We start from the raw sequence: 17554 nt of genomic DNA on the forward strand, positions 1-17554 counted from the left end.
CGGACTATCACGGTGGCTCAGCCTTCTGTTGAATCAGTCATTTCAGCCCCCTTTTAGCCCCACCTGTCACGGGTGGGGCTTTTGCTTTGTTGGCAGGCCGCGGGCAGCGATCCCAGTTCCCACAAATCTTTACAGCCGGGTTCTGGTAGAAGAGTTCGGCGCGATCGCCCCCCTTTGATAGACTAACTGAGCAAGCCCGAACGACTCTGGGGTTTCGTTGGCCAGCACTTGGGAAGGAGATTTTTGTGGAAACTACCCTCGGTTTAGAAATTATTGAGGTCGTCGAACAAGCAGCAATTGCGTCTGCTCGTTGGATGGGCAAAGGTGAAAAGAACACCGCTGACGAAGTGGCTGTGGAAGCCATGCGGGAGCGGATGAATAAGATTCATATGCGCGGCCGCATTGTGATTGGTGAGGGCGAGCGCGATGATGCGCCTATGCTCTACATCGGTGAAGAAGTGGGGATCTGCGCAACGCCCGACGGTGCCCAGAGCTGCAACCCTGACGAGTTGGTAGAAATTGACATTGCTGTTGACCCCTGCGAGGGTACGAACTTGGTGGCCTATGGCCAAAATGGTTCGATGGCGGTGTTGGCGATCGCCGATAAGGGCGGCCTGTTTGCGGCTCCCGACTTCTACATGAAGAAGTTGGCAGCGCCTCCGGCAGCCAAGGGCAAGGTGGACATTAACAAGTCGGCCACCGAAAACCTGAAGATTCTGTCGGAATGTTTGCACCGCTCGATCGAGGAGTTGGTGGTGATCGTGATGGATCGCCCCCGGCACAAGGATCTGATTGCTGAAATCCGGGAAGCCGGTGCGCGCGTTCGGTTGATCAGCGATGGCGACGTGTCGGCCGCTATCTGCTGTGCCTTCTCCGGGACGAACGTCCATGCCCTGATGGGGATTGGGGCAGCTCCTGAGGGTGTGATTTCCGCCGCCGCCATGCGCTGCGTCGATGGTCACTTCCAAGGCCAACTGATTTACGATCCCGAAATCGTGAAGACCGGCTTGATTGGCGAAAGCAAGGAGAAAAACCTGGAGCGCCTGGCCAGCATGGGCATCACCGATCCCGATCGGGTGTACAACGCTGACGAGTTGGCTTCGGGCGAAAACGTCCTCTTCGCCGCCTGCGGGATCACCCCCGGTGTGCTGATGGAAGGCGTGCGCTTCTTTGGCGGTGGTGCGCGGACTCAAAGCTTGGTCATCTCCAGCCAGTCCCGCACGGTGCGCTTTGTGGACACTATTCACCAATTCGGTAAGCCCTCGGTTCTGCAACTGAAGTAAGGGCTGACGGTTTGTAGTGGCTTGCTGAGGTCGCTTTGGCGATCGCGGCAAGCCATTGCCATGTCTACAGGTCTCGCCCCATCTATGGGTCGATCGCGCCTCAGACTGCCAACAGCAAGTTTTGGTCAGATGCCAATGGCCAAAAGATGGTTAACCGAAAACCAGAAATTGACGTTTTGTTGCGTTCACGAAGTCGATCGCCGTTTCGGTAGCCTTAGCCTCAGACCAAACTCCCCCAGCAATCGTTTGATCATGACTCAACCAGGGGGTATAGCTAACCAGCGGTTGGCGATCGCTCCCCCCTTTTCTTAAAATCCCTGGCATAAAATCCCTGAAATTTGGCTAATCCAAACCCAGCTTGGCCCAATCAAGTGTCAAAGTTTCTATAGACCGATCGCCCGACGATTGGTAAATCCGTTAAAGTCGAACTTTCAACGCCGTTTGAGTACGTTTTAGCAAGAGGCCATATGAATATTGCTGTGATCGGACTGAGCCACAAGACGGCTCCGGTTGAAGTGCGCGAAAAATTGAGCATTCCCGAACCACAGGTCGAGGCAGCAATCGCCAGCTTAAGGAGTTGCTCCCATGTGGAAGAAGTGGCGATCCTCAGCACCTGCAACCGACTGGAACTCTATTGCGTTCTGAGTGAGGTCGATCGCGGCGTGCAGGAAGTGGTTGAAATTTTGGCAGAGCGCAGTAAGCTGCCCTTGGAAGCCTTGCGCCACCACCTGTTTGTTCTGTTGCGCCAGGATGCGGTAATGCACCTGATGCGGGTGGCGGCCGGCTTGGATAGCTTGGTGCTCGGTGAAGGTCAGATCCTCTCGCAGGTGAAAAACGCCTATAAACTCGGCCAAGACTACAAGGGAATTGCCCGCATCTTGAATCGGTTGCTGAAACAGGCAATCACCGCCGGTAAGCGCGTCCGCACTGAAACCAGCATCGGCACGGGAGCCGTGTCCATCAGTTCCGCCGCTGTGGAATTGGCGCAACTGAAAGTGCCGGATTTGTCGCCCTGTCGCGTGGCCATTGTTGGGGCCGGCAAAATGTCTCGCCTGCTGGTGCAACATTTGCTGTCCAAGGGCGCAACCCAAATTTCGATCGTCAACCGATCGCTCGAACGGGCAGAAGAACTGGCTCGCCGTTTTCCGGATGCGAAGTTGAATCTGCACCCCCTGCCGAGCATGATGAGCACGATCGCCGCTTCAGACCTCGTGTTCACCAGCACCTCCGCCACGGAACCCATTCTCGATCGCGCCAAGCTGGAAGCCATCTTGCCCGAGCATCGATCGCTGATGCTCTTTGATATTTCCGTGCCCCGAAACATTGCCAGCGATGTGAATGAATTGCCCGGCGTGCAAGCCTTTGACGTGGACGACTTGAAAGAAGTGGTGGCCCAAAACCACGAAAGCCGCCGCAAAATGGCGATCGAAGCCGAAGCCCTGCTTGACGAAGAAGCCGAAGCCTTCGAAGCCTGGTTGCAATCCCTAGACACCGTTTCCACCATCGACAGCCTGCGCCGCAAAGTCGAAACCATCCGCACCCAAGAACTCGAAAAAGCCCTATCTCGCCTGGGGTCAGAATTTGCCGAAAAGCACCAGGAAACGATCGAAGCCCTCACCCGTGGCATCGTCAACAAAATTCTGCACGATCCCATGGTGCAACTGCGGGCCCAGCAAGACATTGAAGCCCGCCAGCAGGCCATGCAAACCCTGCAAGTGCTGTTCAATCTAGAAACCGCCGACAGTGCCGCCTAGGCTGCCGCAGTCGCTGCCAGACCCTTAGAAATGACGGGTGGCTTGAGCAACCGCCCGTCATTCTGAATCGATGGTTTTTGAGACTATTCTTTTTGAGACGATTCAATAACAACGATCACGCTTGCTGCGGTGCGATCGTTGTTATTGAATTGGTCATTGAATTGCTTAGCTCAAGACATTGCTTAGCTAAAGCATTTCGCAACAAGGATACAGGTTGAGGCATTTTTCAAGAACGGCCGTGAGCTGAGGGATGGCGCGATCGCGATGCCTCGCCCAAGTCCTATGTCTATTGAGATCGCTTGAGATGAGGTTGCTTGGGATCGCTAATACAGCCGCCGATGAAATTACCAACAACGATCGCCTACAACTATTTCAATTGCATTGGGTCAGAATTGATCAAATCACTACCCACAAGGTGATAACCCTTTTGGGAAGCCAACTCAACAATTTGTTGAATATTCAAGCTCCGTACCCAACTCATTTCCTCATGAGTTAGGGTTTGGGATTGCAGGTAATGGATCATAGAAATAAGATCAATACCCAGATCGCTCATAAAGTGCATGATTTTGAAGCTCCTGCAAGATGGCTAGACATAACCTTCGTGTCAGTTATGTTGAGGTGCTTTGAAACGTCAAAAGCGGGTGGCTTGATGGGGTTCCAGGTCGCTCAACAGGGGTTAGAAAATGGCCCGGAGAAAGTTTGGGCAAGGGGTCGCCAAGGGAGATCAAGTCTTGGCGTTGGCATGAGTGGTTGTTAAGGAAAGTAATGCGATTAATTTCAAAGATTGAAAAATTCTAACAAACAACAGCGCCTAAACGCGGAATTTTAGCACCCCCAAAGCAACCGCGACTGATATATTGCGAGTCTTTGAGCATTGCGGTTAATTTCTTTGGAAAAGTTTTGTACTGCTCTTAGGAAAACTTCATCAAGAGTCTGTAAACATATTGTAATTGCCTCGTAAATATTTGGAAAATGCTCAGGCAGTATTCAGAGATTTATTCTCTGGCTGGATACTCAGACTGTGGTGAGTTGTGATGGCTAATGGTCTGGATTACCTCAATCTCTGAAGTGCGTGGTTACATGTCCAATTGGGCCACGAGTCGTTTTCGTCATCGGCTGTAATCGCGAGTTGTGACCGATGAACGCTAGGAGCGCCGATCGCTCAGGGGTTTCGCTGGGTGCAGCTTGGTTTAGCCTCTTTGAGCTTTGTGCTGGTTTTTGCGAGTTGAATCGGGTTTGTGCGAATACGGGAGAGCAATCATGGGGATGTTGGTAGCAGAGGGGCTGCAAAAGTCCTATCAAGTGGCCCTGAAAGCACCGGGGCTGCAAGGGACGATCGCCCACTTTTGGCGACGACGCTACCGAACGATCGAGGCGGTGAAGTCCGTGTCGTTTTCGATCGCCCCCGGCGAGGTGGTGGGTTTTTTGGGGGCCAATGGGGCCGGCAAAACCACCACATTGAAAATGCTGGCGGGGCTGATTTATCCCTCCGGCGGTCGGGTGCGGGTGGCGGGCCATGAACCCTTTGCCAGAGAGTCGGCGTTCTTACATCAAATTGCCCTGGTCATGGGGCAAAAGCAACAATTAATTTGGGATTTGCCCGCCTGGGATTCGTTGCGGATTAATGGGGCGGTGTATGGCCTGAGCGATCGGGAATTGACCCAGCGGGTGGGCGAGCTGAGCGAACTGTTGGCGCTGGAGTCCAAACTGACGCAGCCGGTGCGCAAGCTGTCTTTGGGCGAGCGGATGAAGGCGGAGTTGCTGGCGGCGCTGCTCCATCGGCCGGCGGTGTTGTTTTTGGATGAGCCGACCTTGGGGCTGGATGTGAACGCCCAGGCCAACTTGCGGGATTTCTTGCGGGAATATAACGAGCGCTATGGGGCGACGATTTTGCTTACGTCCCACTACATGGGCGACATCACGGCCCTATGCGATCGGGTGTTGTTGATTCATGAGGGGTCGTCGATCTATGACGGCAGCCTCTCGGGGTTGGTCGATCGATTCGCACCCTATCGGGAAGTGCGGTTAGAGTTGGCCCAACCGATGACAACGGCCCAACTTCAGGATTTTGGGGAGGTGGTGGCGATCGAGGGGCGATCGGTGCAACTGTTGGTGCGACGAGAGGTGCTGACCCCAACGATCGCTCGCCTACTGGAGCAGTTGCCGGTGCAAGACCTGAGCGTGACGGAACCCCCGATCGAGGACATCATTGGTCAGGTGTTTCGCTCAGGCTCGGCGACTGAAGCGCAACCGGATCCAGCTTAGCGGCCGCCAAGTTCAAGGTCGTCAGCCGTTCATAGGCGCGATCGACCGACAGGGCCCCGCGCAAAAAGCCCACACTGGCCCCCGGGCAGCAATGGGCCAGGTTGACCGGCGAAAAGCGATCGATCAAGGCCTGAACCGATCGTAGTTGGCGGAACCAATGGAAGGTTTTGGCGGTTTTGAGGGGCATCAACTCCCCCTGGGGCGTGGGCAACAGATGACGACCACTAAACAAAATGCCCCCCGCCCGATCGAGCCAAACGCAGGCCGAGCCGGGCGTGTGGCCCGGAGTCCAAATCACGCGCAGTTCTGGACTCAGGGTCACTTCTTCCCGAAACGTGGTCACCGGCAAATTGGGCAGCAGATAGGCCTCCTGTTCTTGCACCACCAATTCGCAGCGGGCGGCCGCGGACTGGGCGGCCGGCTCGCCCTCCTCAAGGGTTGTGGCCGGATTGCTGAAAGCCCGATGCAAGGCCCGCACGGTTTGCAGCGGGCCAAAGGAACTGCGGTGGGTAAAAATCCACCAACGCACTCCCCCATGCTGGGTTAAAAAATCTGCCGTTTCCTCGTGCCAAGGTGGACAATCGATCAGAATATTGCCTGGCAGCCGATGGGCTGGTTGATGAGCTGAAGAATGAGCTGAATGATTTGAGTGATCTGATGGATCCGTTGGATCCGTTGGATTCGTCAGATTATGAACCGATTGAGTAGGATCATCAGTCGGTTGCTTGAACCCAGTCGGCTGATGAGCGGATGGAACTGATGAATTTGATGAATTGGCCGGTAGGCCATTATGGTCGGCCGAGTCAGCAGGGTTGATCGAGTTTCCTACAATGAAATAAGCAGTCCCGCCTAACGTGTCGCGGTTGGGCGGAAAGGCATAGATCGAATCGAAAACAGCCTGCGGTGGCTTGGGCATCAGATGATTGTTTGGCTAGTGTTGATCGGCATCGTCGCATATTTTATTGTCCGCCAGAGCGTTAGCGGCATCACACGCGCCTCCGTGTGGGTGTTGTGGTTGGTGATGATGGCTCCGGCCTTGATTTGGACGGCTTGGACGCTGGCCAATGGCCCCGGCCAGCCCGTGCCGCCCTGGTTGGCCCTGCCGCCGTTTATTGCCTGTCCGTTGATTTATGTGTGGTTGGTGCAACAGGGGCGATCGGCCCGGCCCCAACAGCCCACCAATGGGGATTTGGAATCCCCCATTTCGGTGCTGGCGGATCCCAGCAGTCCCGCCGAAGCCCTGGCCCTGGCCCAAGCCCTTGGCTCTGCCAAAATTTCGCCCCGCCTGCTCGATCGCACCGAAGAAGCCAGCCTGCAAGATTGCTTTCCCTGGTCGGTGTTTTACCTCAGCAGCGTGGAACATCGTCCCCAAGCGGCCCTCTGCTATGGGCAATTGCGAGCGGAACCGGCCCTGGCTTACCGGACGGTTTGCGACAAAATTCGCCAAAAGTTTAGCGATCGATTCCTGGTGATTTTCCAAGAAGGGCAAAACGGTAAGCCCTTCTTTGCCCTGGTTCCGAATCCTCAGCGCACGCCCTTGGGCCAGGCCCTGAGCAAAGAACCGCCCCTCTGGAAACAGGTGGTTTGGTCGGTGGGGTTGCTGGGGTTGTCGCTGCTGTCCATGACCCTGATGGGGGCGGAGATGCTGCGGAACCCGAAGCTAGACTTGGTGCGAGATTGGGCCTTTATTCAGTCCGGTGCGCCCTACGCGATCGGGTTGTTGTTGGTTTTGGGGGCCCATGAACTGGGGCACTACTGGGCCGCTAAGCGCCATCGGGTGTCCGTTTCGTTGCCGCTGTTTATTCCGATTCCGGCCCTGCTGGGAACCTTGGGCGCGTTCACACCCCTGCGATCGCCCATGCCCCACCGCCGCGCCATGTTTGATGTGGGCTTTTGGGGGGCGATCGGGGGGCTGTTGGTGGCCCTGCCCCTGTTGGTTTGGGGGTTAGCCCACTCCACGGTGGTGAATCCTTTGCCCGGCTCGGGGTTGCTGAATTGGCGCTCGATCGACCCCAGCTATTCGATCGCCCTGACCCTAATTAGCAAAGCCACCCTCGGCGCGGCCCTCACGCCCGGCAAGGCGATCGCCCTCCACCCGATCGCCCTGGCGGGCTACATCGGCCTTTGGTTAGGGGCCTTTCACCTGTTGCCCCTCGGTTCCTTGGATGGGGGGCGCATTGTTCGCGCCATGTTGGGAACCCAAGGAGCCATGCTGGTGGGACACATCACCCGATTTGCCGTGTTGGCCCTGGCCTTGGCTCGCAGCGAATTCCTGGCGCTGGCCCTGTTGGTCTTCTTTTTGCCTGCCATTAGCCAACCGGCCTTGGACGATGTGACCCCGCTGGACGATCGACGGGATGGATTGGGCTTTTTGGCCTTGGCATTGTTGGTATTGGTGGTGCTGCCTGCGCCGCGTTTGTTGTTGAGTTGGTTGAGCTAAGGGGTGACCAGGGTGCTGGATCGGCCACGGGCTGCCACACCCAAGGACTCCCGGATTTAGGACGATCGCCTCCGAAACAATAGCTAGTCACTCGGTCAGAGCCGGGGATCAACATCGACTCGCAATTGACTCGCAACGGGTTCGGAGGCTGTCTACATGAGTTCTTCCCGCAGCAATTTTGGTGAAACGGGCGATCGGGGCCGGGCAGCGGTCTGGGTTCCGGCCCTGGCGGTTCCCTTGGTGGCTCCTCTGACCTTGGCGGCCAGCCCCGTCCAAGCCGTGACCCGCGCCACAACCCCGGTTCCTTGCCCTGTGACCGAAGTGGGCCAACCCCAGGCCACCTGTGCCAGCTTGGCGGAACCCGAAGCCCCGATCGCCGCGGCCGAGACCACCGACCGCGCCGATCTGACCTTTGCCACCGCCAACGTCAGCACCGGAGAAGCGATCGGCCTGGAGCGCACCCTTGGGGGCCTCAGTTGGTTGCTGATTGCTTTGGGAACGGCTCCTTTGGCCATGACGGCGGCCCTCTGGTTGGGGCGACGCAAGGTGGTGAATCATTTGGTGCAGTCGGTGCGCCACAGCCTAAAGGATTTGGGCGATTTGGAAGCCCGGGTGAAGCTGGCTCGCCATCGGGCCGATCGCAGCCTGCAAGACCTGCAAGACCAGGTGGAACGCACCAAAACCTCAGCCGCTGCGTTGATTCATGAGCTGGAAACCCATGTGGCCGCTGTCAAGGGAACTGCCAACCAGGAACTAACCCAGTTTCAAGAACGGTTGGCCAGCGATCGCCGGGTTTCGCGTCACCAAATTGCGGAACTGGAGAAGGAATTTATTTCAAATATGCAAATTTTGGCGGGTCAAGCCGATCGCCAAAAGGCGCACATCATCCAAGAATTTACGCAAAAAGCGCCTCAGGAATTGCTGGCTTTGATTCAGCCGCAAATTCAGCAGGAATTGCGCACCTTGGTGGAGCAGTTGGTGTCTTTGCAGATGCAACAGATGCCGATGTTGGCTCCCACGGCGTTGCCCGCGAATGCCGATAATATCGCCGATCGGGCTGAACAACTGTTCCGTAACGGCGATCCGGAAGGGGCCTTGGCGGAATATGACAAGGCGATCGAGCAACAGCCGGACTGCTACGCCGCTTGGTGGGGAAAAGGGGTGGTTTTGGAAGCATTGCAGCGCTATCCAGCCGCGATCGCTGCCTACGATCGAGCCGTGCGCCTGAAGCCCGACAGCTACGAAAGTTGGCACAATCGCGGGCTGGTGCTGATGCGGCTGGGCAAATTTGAAGAAGCCGCCACCTCCTACCACCAGGCGATCGCCCTGAATCCCAATCACCCGGAACTGTGGCTGCATCAGGGATTAATCCTCAGTAAGTTGCAGCAAACCGATCAGGCCCTCAAGTCCTATAACCAGGCGATTTCCCTGAATCCCGATAGCCACGAAGCTTGGTATAACCGGGCCAATGCCCTGGCGCGGCTGCAACGGCCCCAAGAGGCCCTGCAAGCCTACGATCGGGCGATCGAGCTAAACGGTCAAAACGCCAGCGCCTGGCACAATCGCGGCATTGTGCTCACCCAGTTGGGCCAGTTTGCCGCCGCCCTCAGCAGCTATGACCAGGCGATCGACCTCGATCGCGCCGACCCGGAAACTTGGTACAGCCGGGGTAATGTGCTGGTGCGGTTAGACTGCTACCCCGAGGCGATCGAGTCCTATAACCAGGCGATTGCCCTCAATCCGCAGCATGAGCGGGCCCAGCGGAACCACAGCCTGCTGAGCGATCGCTTGGCCCAAGAGGCTGCCGCCCTGCAAACCGGTTAGCGCCCCTTTGCCCTGGGCCCGTAAGCCTGCCAAGCCAAATCCACCAGCCCGCCCATGGCCGCGATCGCCACGATCGGGCTGCCCTTGCGACCTTCCACGCAAATGTGGGACACCTGGGCATCGCGCAATCGGGCCTTGGTGGTGTCCACTTCCACAAACCCGGCCGGGGTGGCAATCACCAGGGCCGGGTTAATTTCTTCCGCCTCAATTAGTTCAATCAGTGCCAGCAGGGCCGTTTGCGACTCGCCCACCAAAAAGATGGCCTCCGGGTAACGCCGGGCCAGGGTTTGAATTCCCCAGGCGGCCTTGGTCAGGGCCTGTTGCGGCCGGACGATCGCCTCCGTGGCACAAAACACCGGATTGGCAAAGGTTGCCTGAATGGCAGGGGCAATCCCCACCTGCACCATCGGCACATCCACAATCACCGTTGTCCGCGCTGCCAGGGCCGCCGCACCTGCACTGAGCGATCGCTCGGAAAAGCTCAGGCAACTGGCGTAGTCAAAATCTGCGGTGGCATAGATCACCCGACGCACCATCTCGTATTCTGCCGGTGAACGATCGCCCCGATCGCCCAACTCCCGATCGATCAGAGCCAGGCTCTGTGCGTCCGTGATATGCCACTCCATCATCAACAACTCGTGCCAACTCAGCTTGGGCGGGCCATGGCCCCAACCCTGCTCTAATGTCACCCACCAAAGGCACGGTGGCAACGATCGCGATCGCCCCGATGCTGAATTGGAGTACTGATCGCCAGGAAACTATCGCTAAAAAACTACCGCTAAAAAACGATTGCTAGAAAACTATCGCCAGAAAACGACTGCTAGGAAACAGTCGATTAACCTGTAGCCCCAAAACTGGATTTCATTGCCTGATCCTAAGTTTCGGCCTCTGAAGGGGGGCGACCAAAGACCGGCGACAGGAAGGCCACCAACGCCCCGATCGCGAATCCGGCAATGTTGCGCACCAGGGGCAGCCAGTCCGCCGTGCGGGTCACCACCGGGCCAATGCCAAAGGCAATGAACAAAATGCCCCACAGCGGCGACAAAATCAGCGCCCATTGCCAGGAAATCCATTCGCCGGCCTTGCGCGGGTGGGCCGCAAAACCACAAATCACGCCGCCCAGCACCGAAGTCACCAGAGTTAGGATCCATTGCTCCTGGGGCAAACCGGGCACAAACTGACAGCCCCCTTGGCGCAGGCAACCCATCACCGATTCCAGGGATTGGACGATCGCCTGATTTTCCCCGTTTTCGCGCACAAAGAACTGGTTACCGTAGCGGGTTTGCAGCTCAATCCAAAACGTGCGCGGAAAGACGCTATAAAAATCGCCACCCACATTGAAGTTCAGCAAGTTGCCCCCCCGGGAGTCGGCCACCACCAGCAGGGTCTTGTTGTCCACATCCCAAAACCGCTTCACGGCCAGGCCGGGCGTTTGGTCAAATTGGGTCAAAACACGCAATTTCCAGCCGGTTTCCGCCTCGAAGTCCGCCAGGGTTTGGGCGAGTTTTTGCTCTTGGCCACTGGGCAACTGGTTGGCCAAGTCCACAACGGTGGTGAACTCCTTGGGCAGCAGGTCGGGGTTGTCGAAGGCTTGGGCGGGGGCCGGTGCGGCGATCCAGGCGATCGCACAAAGCACCAACGATCCCAGCGTGGCCATCAACCACTGCGACCAGCGGCGGGAAACCAGTTGTGTTGCCTGTTGCATAGGGACGCGCTCCAAAAGCCAGGGCGGAAGGATGGGGGACAAAATCGAATGGGGAAAAGAACTGAAAACCCTTGGTCTGTGGGGCAATCAAGGGGCCGGAGGATGGAAACCGTTGATTAATCGCAACAGTTCTTTACAGTCCATTAATGTAACTCAATGGTAAGGATCAATCCCCACTACAGTCAATTGCCTGGGGCCGATCGCCCCGATCGGGACGGGGCACAGCAACTTCCGGCCATCGCCAATCGGGCATCATAGGGCCAGGCTTGTTTTTGATTGGGTTTGGCTAAATTTCGGCTGGCCCACGGGCCATGATTGGCCGCTAGATCAACCCGCTGTGTTGCAAGGGGAGTAGGTGCTCGATGTCGTCGGTATGGCAATGGTTTGTGGCCGGTGGGGCGGTGATGGTTCCTTTGGCGGGTTGTGCGATCGCCACGATCGCCCTGGCGGTGGAGCGGGGCCGGTTTTGGTGGCGTTTGGCCCAGGAACAACCGCTTCTGATTCGGGAGGCGCTCGTGTTGTACGGGCGGGAACCCGATACCGATCGCACCCTGCGTTTGTTGCGATCGGCTCCAGAGGATTGGCCGATCGTGCAGATTTTCCTGGCGGCGCTCACGCTCGATCGCCCCACCCCCGAGGAGTTTCGATTAGCCCTTGACAGCGCCGCCCAAGCCCAACTGCCTCAACTCAAGCGGTTTGGTACGGCTTTCGACACGATCGTTGGCATTGCGCCCCTCTTGGGCCTGTTGGGTACGGTGTTGGGCTTAATGGGATCCTTTGCGGCCCTCCGCTGGGACAGCATCGGCTCCACGGGCGGCCCCAATGGCGCGGGTATCGGTTCGGGTCTGAGCGAGGCGTTGGTGTCCACGGCCACGGGCCTGGTGGTGGCGATCGGGGCGTTGCTGGTGGCGAATGTGTTTCGGAGTTTGTATCGGCGGCAGGTGGCGGCGATCGCCCAGCATTGTGGCCAGCTTGAATTGCTCTATCGTCATCATTGGGAAACCAATGGCGGGGTTCCCTTCGATTTAAGTTGATTGAAATGATTTGAGTTGATTGAAATTGTCTTGAATCGCCGTTGATTGAAATGATTTGAGTTGATTGAAATTGTCTTGAATCGCCGTTGATTGCTGCTGATTACTGTTAATTTCTATTAATTCTCATGCCGCGTCGTCGCACAGCCAATCCCCAACCACGACCCTGTGAACTCTGCAAGGTTCTGTCATTGGTGCGCTATCGAATCCAGGTCGATCGCACCGATCAATGGGTTTTGGCCTGTCCCCGTTGCCAAAAACAGCAAAGCGCCACCAATCCGCACTATCGCTATGGTGGCACTTGGAAGGCTCGTTAATTAGACCTCTTGCGCGGATCAATGCATAAGCCCTCATCCTTCGCCCTCATCCTTAAAAGTCCTTGCCCAAGATGAGCTGATCAGCGGTCATTTTGTAGGTTGGGTTGAGGTACGAAACCTAACAGCAATAAGGTTCATGCTGATCTGCTGTTCAGAGATTTCAAGCGCAATGGGCACTAATCACAACCTAAACTTTCGCGGGTGCTGACACCGGTTTTTTGATTGATGCCGCTGGCGACTTTGCAAAGTTGGGCCACGTCGTACCGATCGATTAATGCATCGGTGAAGTCGGCTCCCTCGATCGTGGTGTCGGCCAAAATTGAGCGCGTAAAAATTGCCTCACGGGCGATCGCTTGGGTTAAATCTGCCCGTTCCAACACCGCGCGATCGATCAAAGCGCCCGTTAAATCCGCACCTTGCAGGTTGGCTCGCAGCAGGGTGGCTTGGGTGAGGGTGGCATTGCTCAAGTTGGCTCCCGCCAGATTGGCATCGCGCAAATCGGTGGCCAAAAAAGCTGCGCCCACCAAGTTTTCACCGGCAAAATTCTGCCCTTCCTGGTTGGTTTTGCTGTAGTTGCCCATCGCTTGGGCGGGCAAGGCTCCCAACAAAACCCACAACAGGGCCAGCCCCAACACCAGGATTAATCGTTTGCTGATGTTTTTACCAATGTTTTGACCGATGCTTTGGATTCCCAGGTTTCGGAGATTGATCATGGCCCATTACCGGTTGATGTCGTCGGAGGTCGCAGTGGAGAATTCCGGTTCGATCGCCCCGCGCCAATCGGGACAAGGATCGGTTCCTGACCAACCAAAGGGGTGAATGCCGCAAATCAGCCTTGCCCGTCGATCGCGGCTGTAACCGTAGGCGATGCCGTGATAGTTTTCGCAGCCCCGACAGACGGCCGGTTGATGGGGGGTGCTGGCTTGGCTAAACCCCAGTTGCGATCGCAGCAAGTAGCGTTGGTTTTGGGCCCGATGCCAACCTTCACAAAATCGCTTCATGCCCTGCGCATTGGCCCGCTGAAACAAATCGCGATCGGCCATGGTCGTCCTCCTATTCTCGATGCCAGGCGGTTTCACCGGGGCGATCGATCAACACAATGCCCTGAGCTTTCAGCTCGTCGCGGATCCGATCGGACTCGGCAAAGTTTTTGGCCTTGCGGGCGGCCGTCCGTTGGGCAATTAAGGCCTCAATTTCCGCATCACTGGGGCCGGCCGGGGTTTCCGTTGGGGTTTCCGCTGTGGCCACCAGGCCCAACACATCCGCCAAATGCACCAAGGTTCGCCACTGCTGGGCGATCGCGGCGGCATCTTGGGAAAATTGCCCCTCATGGACGCGCAGATTCTTTTCTCGGCGCAACTCCTTCGCCAGCTCAAACAGCACGGCCAAGGCTTCCGGTGTGTTCAGGTCGTCATCCATGGCCGCCCGGAATCGATCGAGCGCTGTGGGGTCATAGGTGGGTGCACCGTTGAAATCCTCTAGCCCCTCGAACAACAGCCCCTCTTTGAGCGTGTTCCAAGCATTTTTGGCCGCCTCGATCGCCTCCCCCGTAAAGTCCATGGGCTTGCGGTAGTGACCTTGCAGCACAAACAACCGCAGGGCCATCGGGTGAGGCCCCTCCGGTGCATCCAACAGGGCGCGGATGGTTGTGAAGTTGCCCAAGGATTTCGACATCTTCTCGCCGCCCACGTTCACCATGCCGTTGTGCAACCAGAACCGGGCTAGGGAATGGCCCGTGGCCGCTTCCGATTGGGCAATTTCGTTTTCGTGGTGCGGAAAAATTAAGTCACCGCCCCCCACGTGGATATCAATGCTTTCGCCCAACTCTTGGCGCACCATGGCGGAGCACTCAATGTGCCAGCCTGGCCGGCCGGGCCCCCAAGGGGACTCCCAGGCCGGTTCGTCGGGTTTGGCTCCTTTCCAAAGGGCAAAGTCGAAGGGATCTTGCTTTTTGGTGGTTTCGTCGTCCGTGCGGCCGCTGGCTCCGGCTTGCAGGTCGTCTAATTTGCGGCCGGAGAGCTTGCCGTAGTCCGCAAATTTACGCACTGCAAAATACACATCGCCCCCGGCCGCATAGGCCACGCCCTTGGCTTCCAATTCGGCAATCAAGCGCTGAATGCCGTTCAGGGTGTGGGTGGCGCGGGGATAGGCATCGGCTTCCCGAATGTTCAGCCGGGCCATGTCTTCAAAGTAGGTTTCGGTATAGCGATCGGCGATCGCCTCCATGGAAACCCCTTCGTTTTTGGCGCGATTAAGAATTTTGTCGTCAATGTCGGTGAAGTTTTGCACATAGCGCACGTCATAGCCCCGCCATTGCAAAAAGCGCCGCAGGGTGTCCCAAACGATGTATGACCGGGCATGGCCCAAATGGCAGTGGTCATAGACCGTTACGCCACAGCAATACATCCGCACCCGACCCGGCTCGATCGGCTCGAAGGGTTCTTTGCGACGGGTGAGGGTGTTGTAAAGCTGGAGCGACATGGGGAATTGGAGGGGCGGTCTGACGGTCTAAGTGATCTAAACCAATGCTCGATCTCAAGGTTCGATCTCAAGGCTCGATCGGATGCCAATGTCGGAGATCGACCATGAATCGATCATGGATCGATATGGATCGATGTCGAGCAAGAGGGGCGATCGCGCTTATCCTATCCCAATCCTGAGGGCCCTAGCGCTTGTCGTTGGGGCGATCGATGCTGATTCAATTTTATGGGATCCTTTTCAAGGGATCTCTAATTTTCTCGCCTGGCCCGCCTTAGACTTTGCTCGCTAGTCTGCAACTTCAATGATTTTTTGGCGGCCCGCTTGGCCAACTTTGATCGTAATTGCTGATTTGCTAACGCCTAAATGGGCCGCGAGGAGTTGAATTAACTCGCGATTAGCCTTGCCATCGATCGGGGGAGATTTTAAGAAAATGGTTAGCCCCCCATCGGCTTCTTCAACAATTTTCTGTTGTTTGCTGTTGGGTTTGACTTTTACGGCCAGTTTCATCATTAATTTGAAGTCTAATTGTTCGCTTGAGGGCCATCAAAGCGCCAAAGCAGATCGGTGAATGAACCGTGAATTAGCCCTTGAGGCTGGGTTGATAGCTGCTGTGGATCCGGCCGGCTCCTTTATATTGGGAAAAATAAGCTTGCGCCACCCGATCGCCCTGATCAGACAAAAAATCAACCGCAATTCTTCCCCGCCCTTGTTCATAACCAGAACTGTGAAGATAGCAATGTTGTCCGATGGTTTTGCCTAAATACAGCGCCACATGGTTGGTTTTGGTGGGCATTCCAAAAAAGAGCAAGTCGCCGGGTTGCAGGTTTTCTAGTTCAACCGGTTCGGTGAATTCCTGTTGTTGATATGAATTACGCGGCAACCAAACGCCCACACTCATAAAGGCCGCTTGAATGAGGCCAGAGCAGTCATAATCAGGGGCGATCGTGCCGCCCCAAAGGTAGCAATGGGGAACGGCCATAGCCGCTTGGGCAAAGGCGATCGCCTGGGGAATTCGATCGACAATGGCCGATCGCGACACGATCGGGGCCCGATAGGGGCCAATGGCCGGGGCCAGGCGAGCCAAAGCGGCCAGGGGCAACCAAGCGGCATAGTCATCCTCGCAAAGCACCACCTCGATCGCCCCTTGATTGAAATCCCCGTTGGCTCCTGAATTGGCTTCTAGATTGGCTCCCGAATTGGCTCCTGCACCAGCGTCCAAACCTGCTGCCAAATCCGCCGACAGTTGCCGAAACCACAGTTGTCGCCCGGGAGCCACCTGGGTGCTCAGTTCTTCCCCGTCGGGCCGGGTGAAGAGGTCTAGGGGTTCGGTGCAGCGATACTCCGGGCGATCGGGAATCGGTTGGCCCAAGTCAGCCAGCACGCGATCGAGGGCGATCGAGGTCATGGAAGGTCTCCGGTGCAAACAAGGACGATCGCCCCAAGCATAGGCGAGAATCGTTGGGTTCACGCCAAACACCGTAGGCATGATTTTTTACCAACAGGATGGGGAACTGGAGCGGTTGGGAAAACAACTGCTCGATCGGCTATGGATCCAATATCCGCTGTTAGCCCGCAACCAATTGGCCCTGACCTGGTGGGTTTACGATCCGCCCTACATGGTGAACACGGGTGGGGCCCTGGCTCCGGCGGATTTTTGGGCCCATCCGGTGCGCGGATTCAGCTATCGCGGTGTGGAGCGCATTTATCCGGCCAGCGTGGTCAAGCTGTTTTACGCGGTGGCCGTGCAGGAATGGTTGGAAAAGGGCATGATTTCGCCCACGGAAGAGGTCGATCGGGCCCTGCATGATGCGATCGTCAATTCCAGCAACGATGCCACGAGCTATTTGGTGGATGTGTTGTCGGGAACCACCAGCGGCCCGGAGTTGCCAGCGGGCCCCTTTGAAACCTGGCAACAGCAACGACAAATCGTGAATCGCTATTTGCAATCGTTTGGTTGGGAAGAGTTCCAAACTATTAATGTTTGCCAAAAAACTTGGGGTGATGGGCCCTATGGCCGCGAGCGAGTCTTTTTGGCGGCAGACTACAGCAATCGCAATTATTTAACGACGGATGCGGTGGCGCGGCTGCTCCATGCGATCGCGGGTGGGGTGGCGGTGTCGGCGGCGCGATCGCAAATGTTGATGAACCTCCTGGCGCGATCGCTCGATCCGGCCACCGTGGCCAGCTTGGATCCGGATTACAACCAAGTCACCGGTTTTTTGGGGGAAGGGTTGCCCCCCACCACGCGCCTGTGGTCTAAGGCGGGGTGGATGAGCCGGGTGCGGTGGGATTGTGCCTATGTGGAGCCGGTGGATGGGCGGCCCTTTGGGCTGGTGGTGGCGATCGATGCGCCTTTGGGCGATCGCGATCGCAGTATTCTGCCCCAAATTGCTCACGGGGCCCTCGAAGCGGTGCGATCGCTCGAAAACCCGGAGCCATCGCGTTAGAATCCAA

At 56.9% G+C, this 17554-nt stretch carries 17 protein-coding genes; 9 read left to right on the top strand and 8 right to left on the bottom strand.

The features are described 5' to 3' along the window. The first annotated feature begins 245 nt into the window (after positions 1 to 245). The 3 genes from glpX to H6G52_RS00620 all read left to right on the top strand — a co-directional run bounded on the left by glpX (position 246) and on the right by H6G52_RS00620 (position 5302). Positions 246 to 1283 carry a class II fructose-bisphosphatase gene (gene glpX, locus H6G52_RS00610; protein WP_099531459.1) on the top strand — a complete coding sequence of 346 codons (1038 nt, stop codon included), beginning with the start codon at positions 246 to 248 and terminating at the stop codon, positions 1281 to 1283. Positions 1284 to 1750: 467 nt separating this feature from the next. After that, positions 1751 to 3037, top strand: a complete 1287-nt coding sequence (locus H6G52_RS00615) for a glutamyl-tRNA reductase (protein ID WP_099531458.1) — start codon at positions 1751 to 1753, stop codon at positions 3035 to 3037. 1260 nt (positions 3038 to 4297) lie between these two features. Next, on the top strand, positions 4298 to 5302 hold the full coding sequence (locus tag H6G52_RS00620; protein WP_190354153.1) for an ATP-binding cassette domain-containing protein: 1005 nt from the start codon (positions 4298 to 4300) through the stop codon (positions 5300 to 5302). On the opposite strand, the gene H6G52_RS18930 is transcribed toward H6G52_RS00620, so the two are convergent. Continuing rightward, complete coding sequence (locus H6G52_RS18930; protein WP_190525790.1) at positions 5244 to 5831, bottom strand: MBL fold metallo-hydrolase; 588 nt, start codon at positions 5829 to 5831, stop codon at positions 5244 to 5246. The genes H6G52_RS00620 and H6G52_RS18930 overlap by 59 nt on opposite strands. A gap of 44 nt (positions 5832 to 5875) precedes the next feature. On the opposite strand from H6G52_RS18930, the gene H6G52_RS18935 reads away from it, so the two are divergent. The 3 genes from H6G52_RS18935 to H6G52_RS00635 all read left to right on the top strand — a co-directional run bounded on the left by H6G52_RS18935 (position 5876) and on the right by H6G52_RS00635 (position 9566). After that, positions 5876 to 6010, top strand: a complete 135-nt coding sequence (locus tag H6G52_RS18935; RefSeq protein WP_370567649.1) for a hypothetical protein — start codon at positions 5876 to 5878, stop codon at positions 6008 to 6010. 211 nt (positions 6011 to 6221) lie between these two features. Further along, entirely contained in the window at positions 6222 to 7742 is a 1521-nt protein-coding gene (locus H6G52_RS00630; RefSeq protein ID WP_099534632.1) for a site-2 protease family protein, read from the top strand. A gap of 156 nt (positions 7743 to 7898) precedes the next feature. After that, on the top strand, positions 7899 to 9566 hold the full coding sequence (locus H6G52_RS00635) for a tetratricopeptide repeat protein (RefSeq protein WP_190525792.1): 1668 nt from the start codon (positions 7899 to 7901) through the stop codon (positions 9564 to 9566). Here H6G52_RS00635 and H6G52_RS00640 read toward each other — a convergent pair. Together H6G52_RS00640 and H6G52_RS00645 are read right to left on the bottom strand one after the other, a co-directional pair. Continuing rightward, positions 9563 to 10192, bottom strand: coding sequence for a precorrin-8X methylmutase (locus H6G52_RS00640; protein ID WP_190354258.1), 630 nt, complete (start codon positions 10190 to 10192; stop codon positions 9563 to 9565). The two genes, H6G52_RS00635 and H6G52_RS00640, sit on opposite strands and share 4 nt — an antisense overlap. A gap of 248 nt (positions 10193 to 10440) precedes the next feature. After that, entirely contained in the window at positions 10441 to 11271 is an 831-nt protein-coding gene (locus tag H6G52_RS00645; protein WP_099534634.1) for a TPM domain-containing protein, read from the bottom strand. 362 nt (positions 11272 to 11633) lie between these two features. On the opposite strand from H6G52_RS00645, the gene H6G52_RS00650 reads away from it, so the two are divergent. Together H6G52_RS00650 and H6G52_RS00655 are read left to right on the top strand one after the other, a co-directional pair. Further along, a complete protein-coding gene (locus H6G52_RS00650; protein WP_099534635.1) occupies positions 11634 to 12305 on the top strand; it encodes a MotA/TolQ/ExbB proton channel family protein in 672 nt (223 codons plus the stop codon). Between the two features lie 125 nt (positions 12306 to 12430). After that, a complete protein-coding gene (locus H6G52_RS00655) occupies positions 12431 to 12619 on the top strand; it encodes a hypothetical protein (RefSeq protein WP_190525794.1) in 189 nt (62 codons plus the stop codon). A gap of 176 nt (positions 12620 to 12795) precedes the next feature. Here the strand turns inward: H6G52_RS00655 and H6G52_RS00660 are convergent, their stop codons facing one another. From H6G52_RS00660 to H6G52_RS00680, 5 genes are all read right to left on the bottom strand, one after another. Further along, positions 12796 to 13332 carry a pentapeptide repeat-containing protein gene (locus H6G52_RS00660; RefSeq protein ID WP_190525796.1) on the bottom strand — a complete coding sequence of 179 codons (537 nt, stop codon included), beginning with the start codon at positions 13330 to 13332 and terminating at the stop codon, positions 12796 to 12798. 6 nt (positions 13333 to 13338) lie between these two features. Next, entirely contained in the window at positions 13339 to 13662 is a 324-nt protein-coding gene (locus tag H6G52_RS00665; RefSeq protein ID WP_199291436.1) for a hypothetical protein, read from the bottom strand. A 10-nt stretch (positions 13663 to 13672) separates the two neighbouring features. Continuing rightward, complete coding sequence (gene cysS / locus H6G52_RS00670) at positions 13673 to 15100, bottom strand: cysteine--tRNA ligase (RefSeq protein WP_190525798.1); 1428 nt, start codon at positions 15098 to 15100, stop codon at positions 13673 to 13675. A gap of 285 nt (positions 15101 to 15385) precedes the next feature. Next, entirely contained in the window at positions 15386 to 15607 is a 222-nt protein-coding gene (locus tag H6G52_RS00675; RefSeq protein ID WP_190354158.1) for a DUF167 domain-containing protein, read from the bottom strand. 73 nt (positions 15608 to 15680) lie between these two features. Continuing rightward, entirely contained in the window at positions 15681 to 16586 is a 906-nt protein-coding gene (locus H6G52_RS00680; RefSeq protein ID WP_242026105.1) for a C40 family peptidase, read from the bottom strand. Between H6G52_RS00680 and H6G52_RS00685 the strand changes: the two genes are divergently transcribed. Further along, positions 16585 to 17547 (top strand): serine hydrolase, encoded by a 963-nt coding sequence (locus H6G52_RS00685; protein ID WP_190525800.1) that lies wholly within the window; start codon positions 16585 to 16587, stop codon positions 17545 to 17547. The genes H6G52_RS00680 and H6G52_RS00685 overlap by 2 nt on opposite strands. The last annotated feature ends 7 nt before the right edge of the window (positions 17548 to 17554 follow it).

Origin of the sequence: Limnothrix sp. FACHB-881 (assembly GCF_014698135.1) — a bacterium.
In the GTDB taxonomy this organism is placed as follows: Bacteria; Cyanobacteriota; Cyanobacteriia; order CACIAM-69d; family CACIAM-69d; genus CACIAM-69d.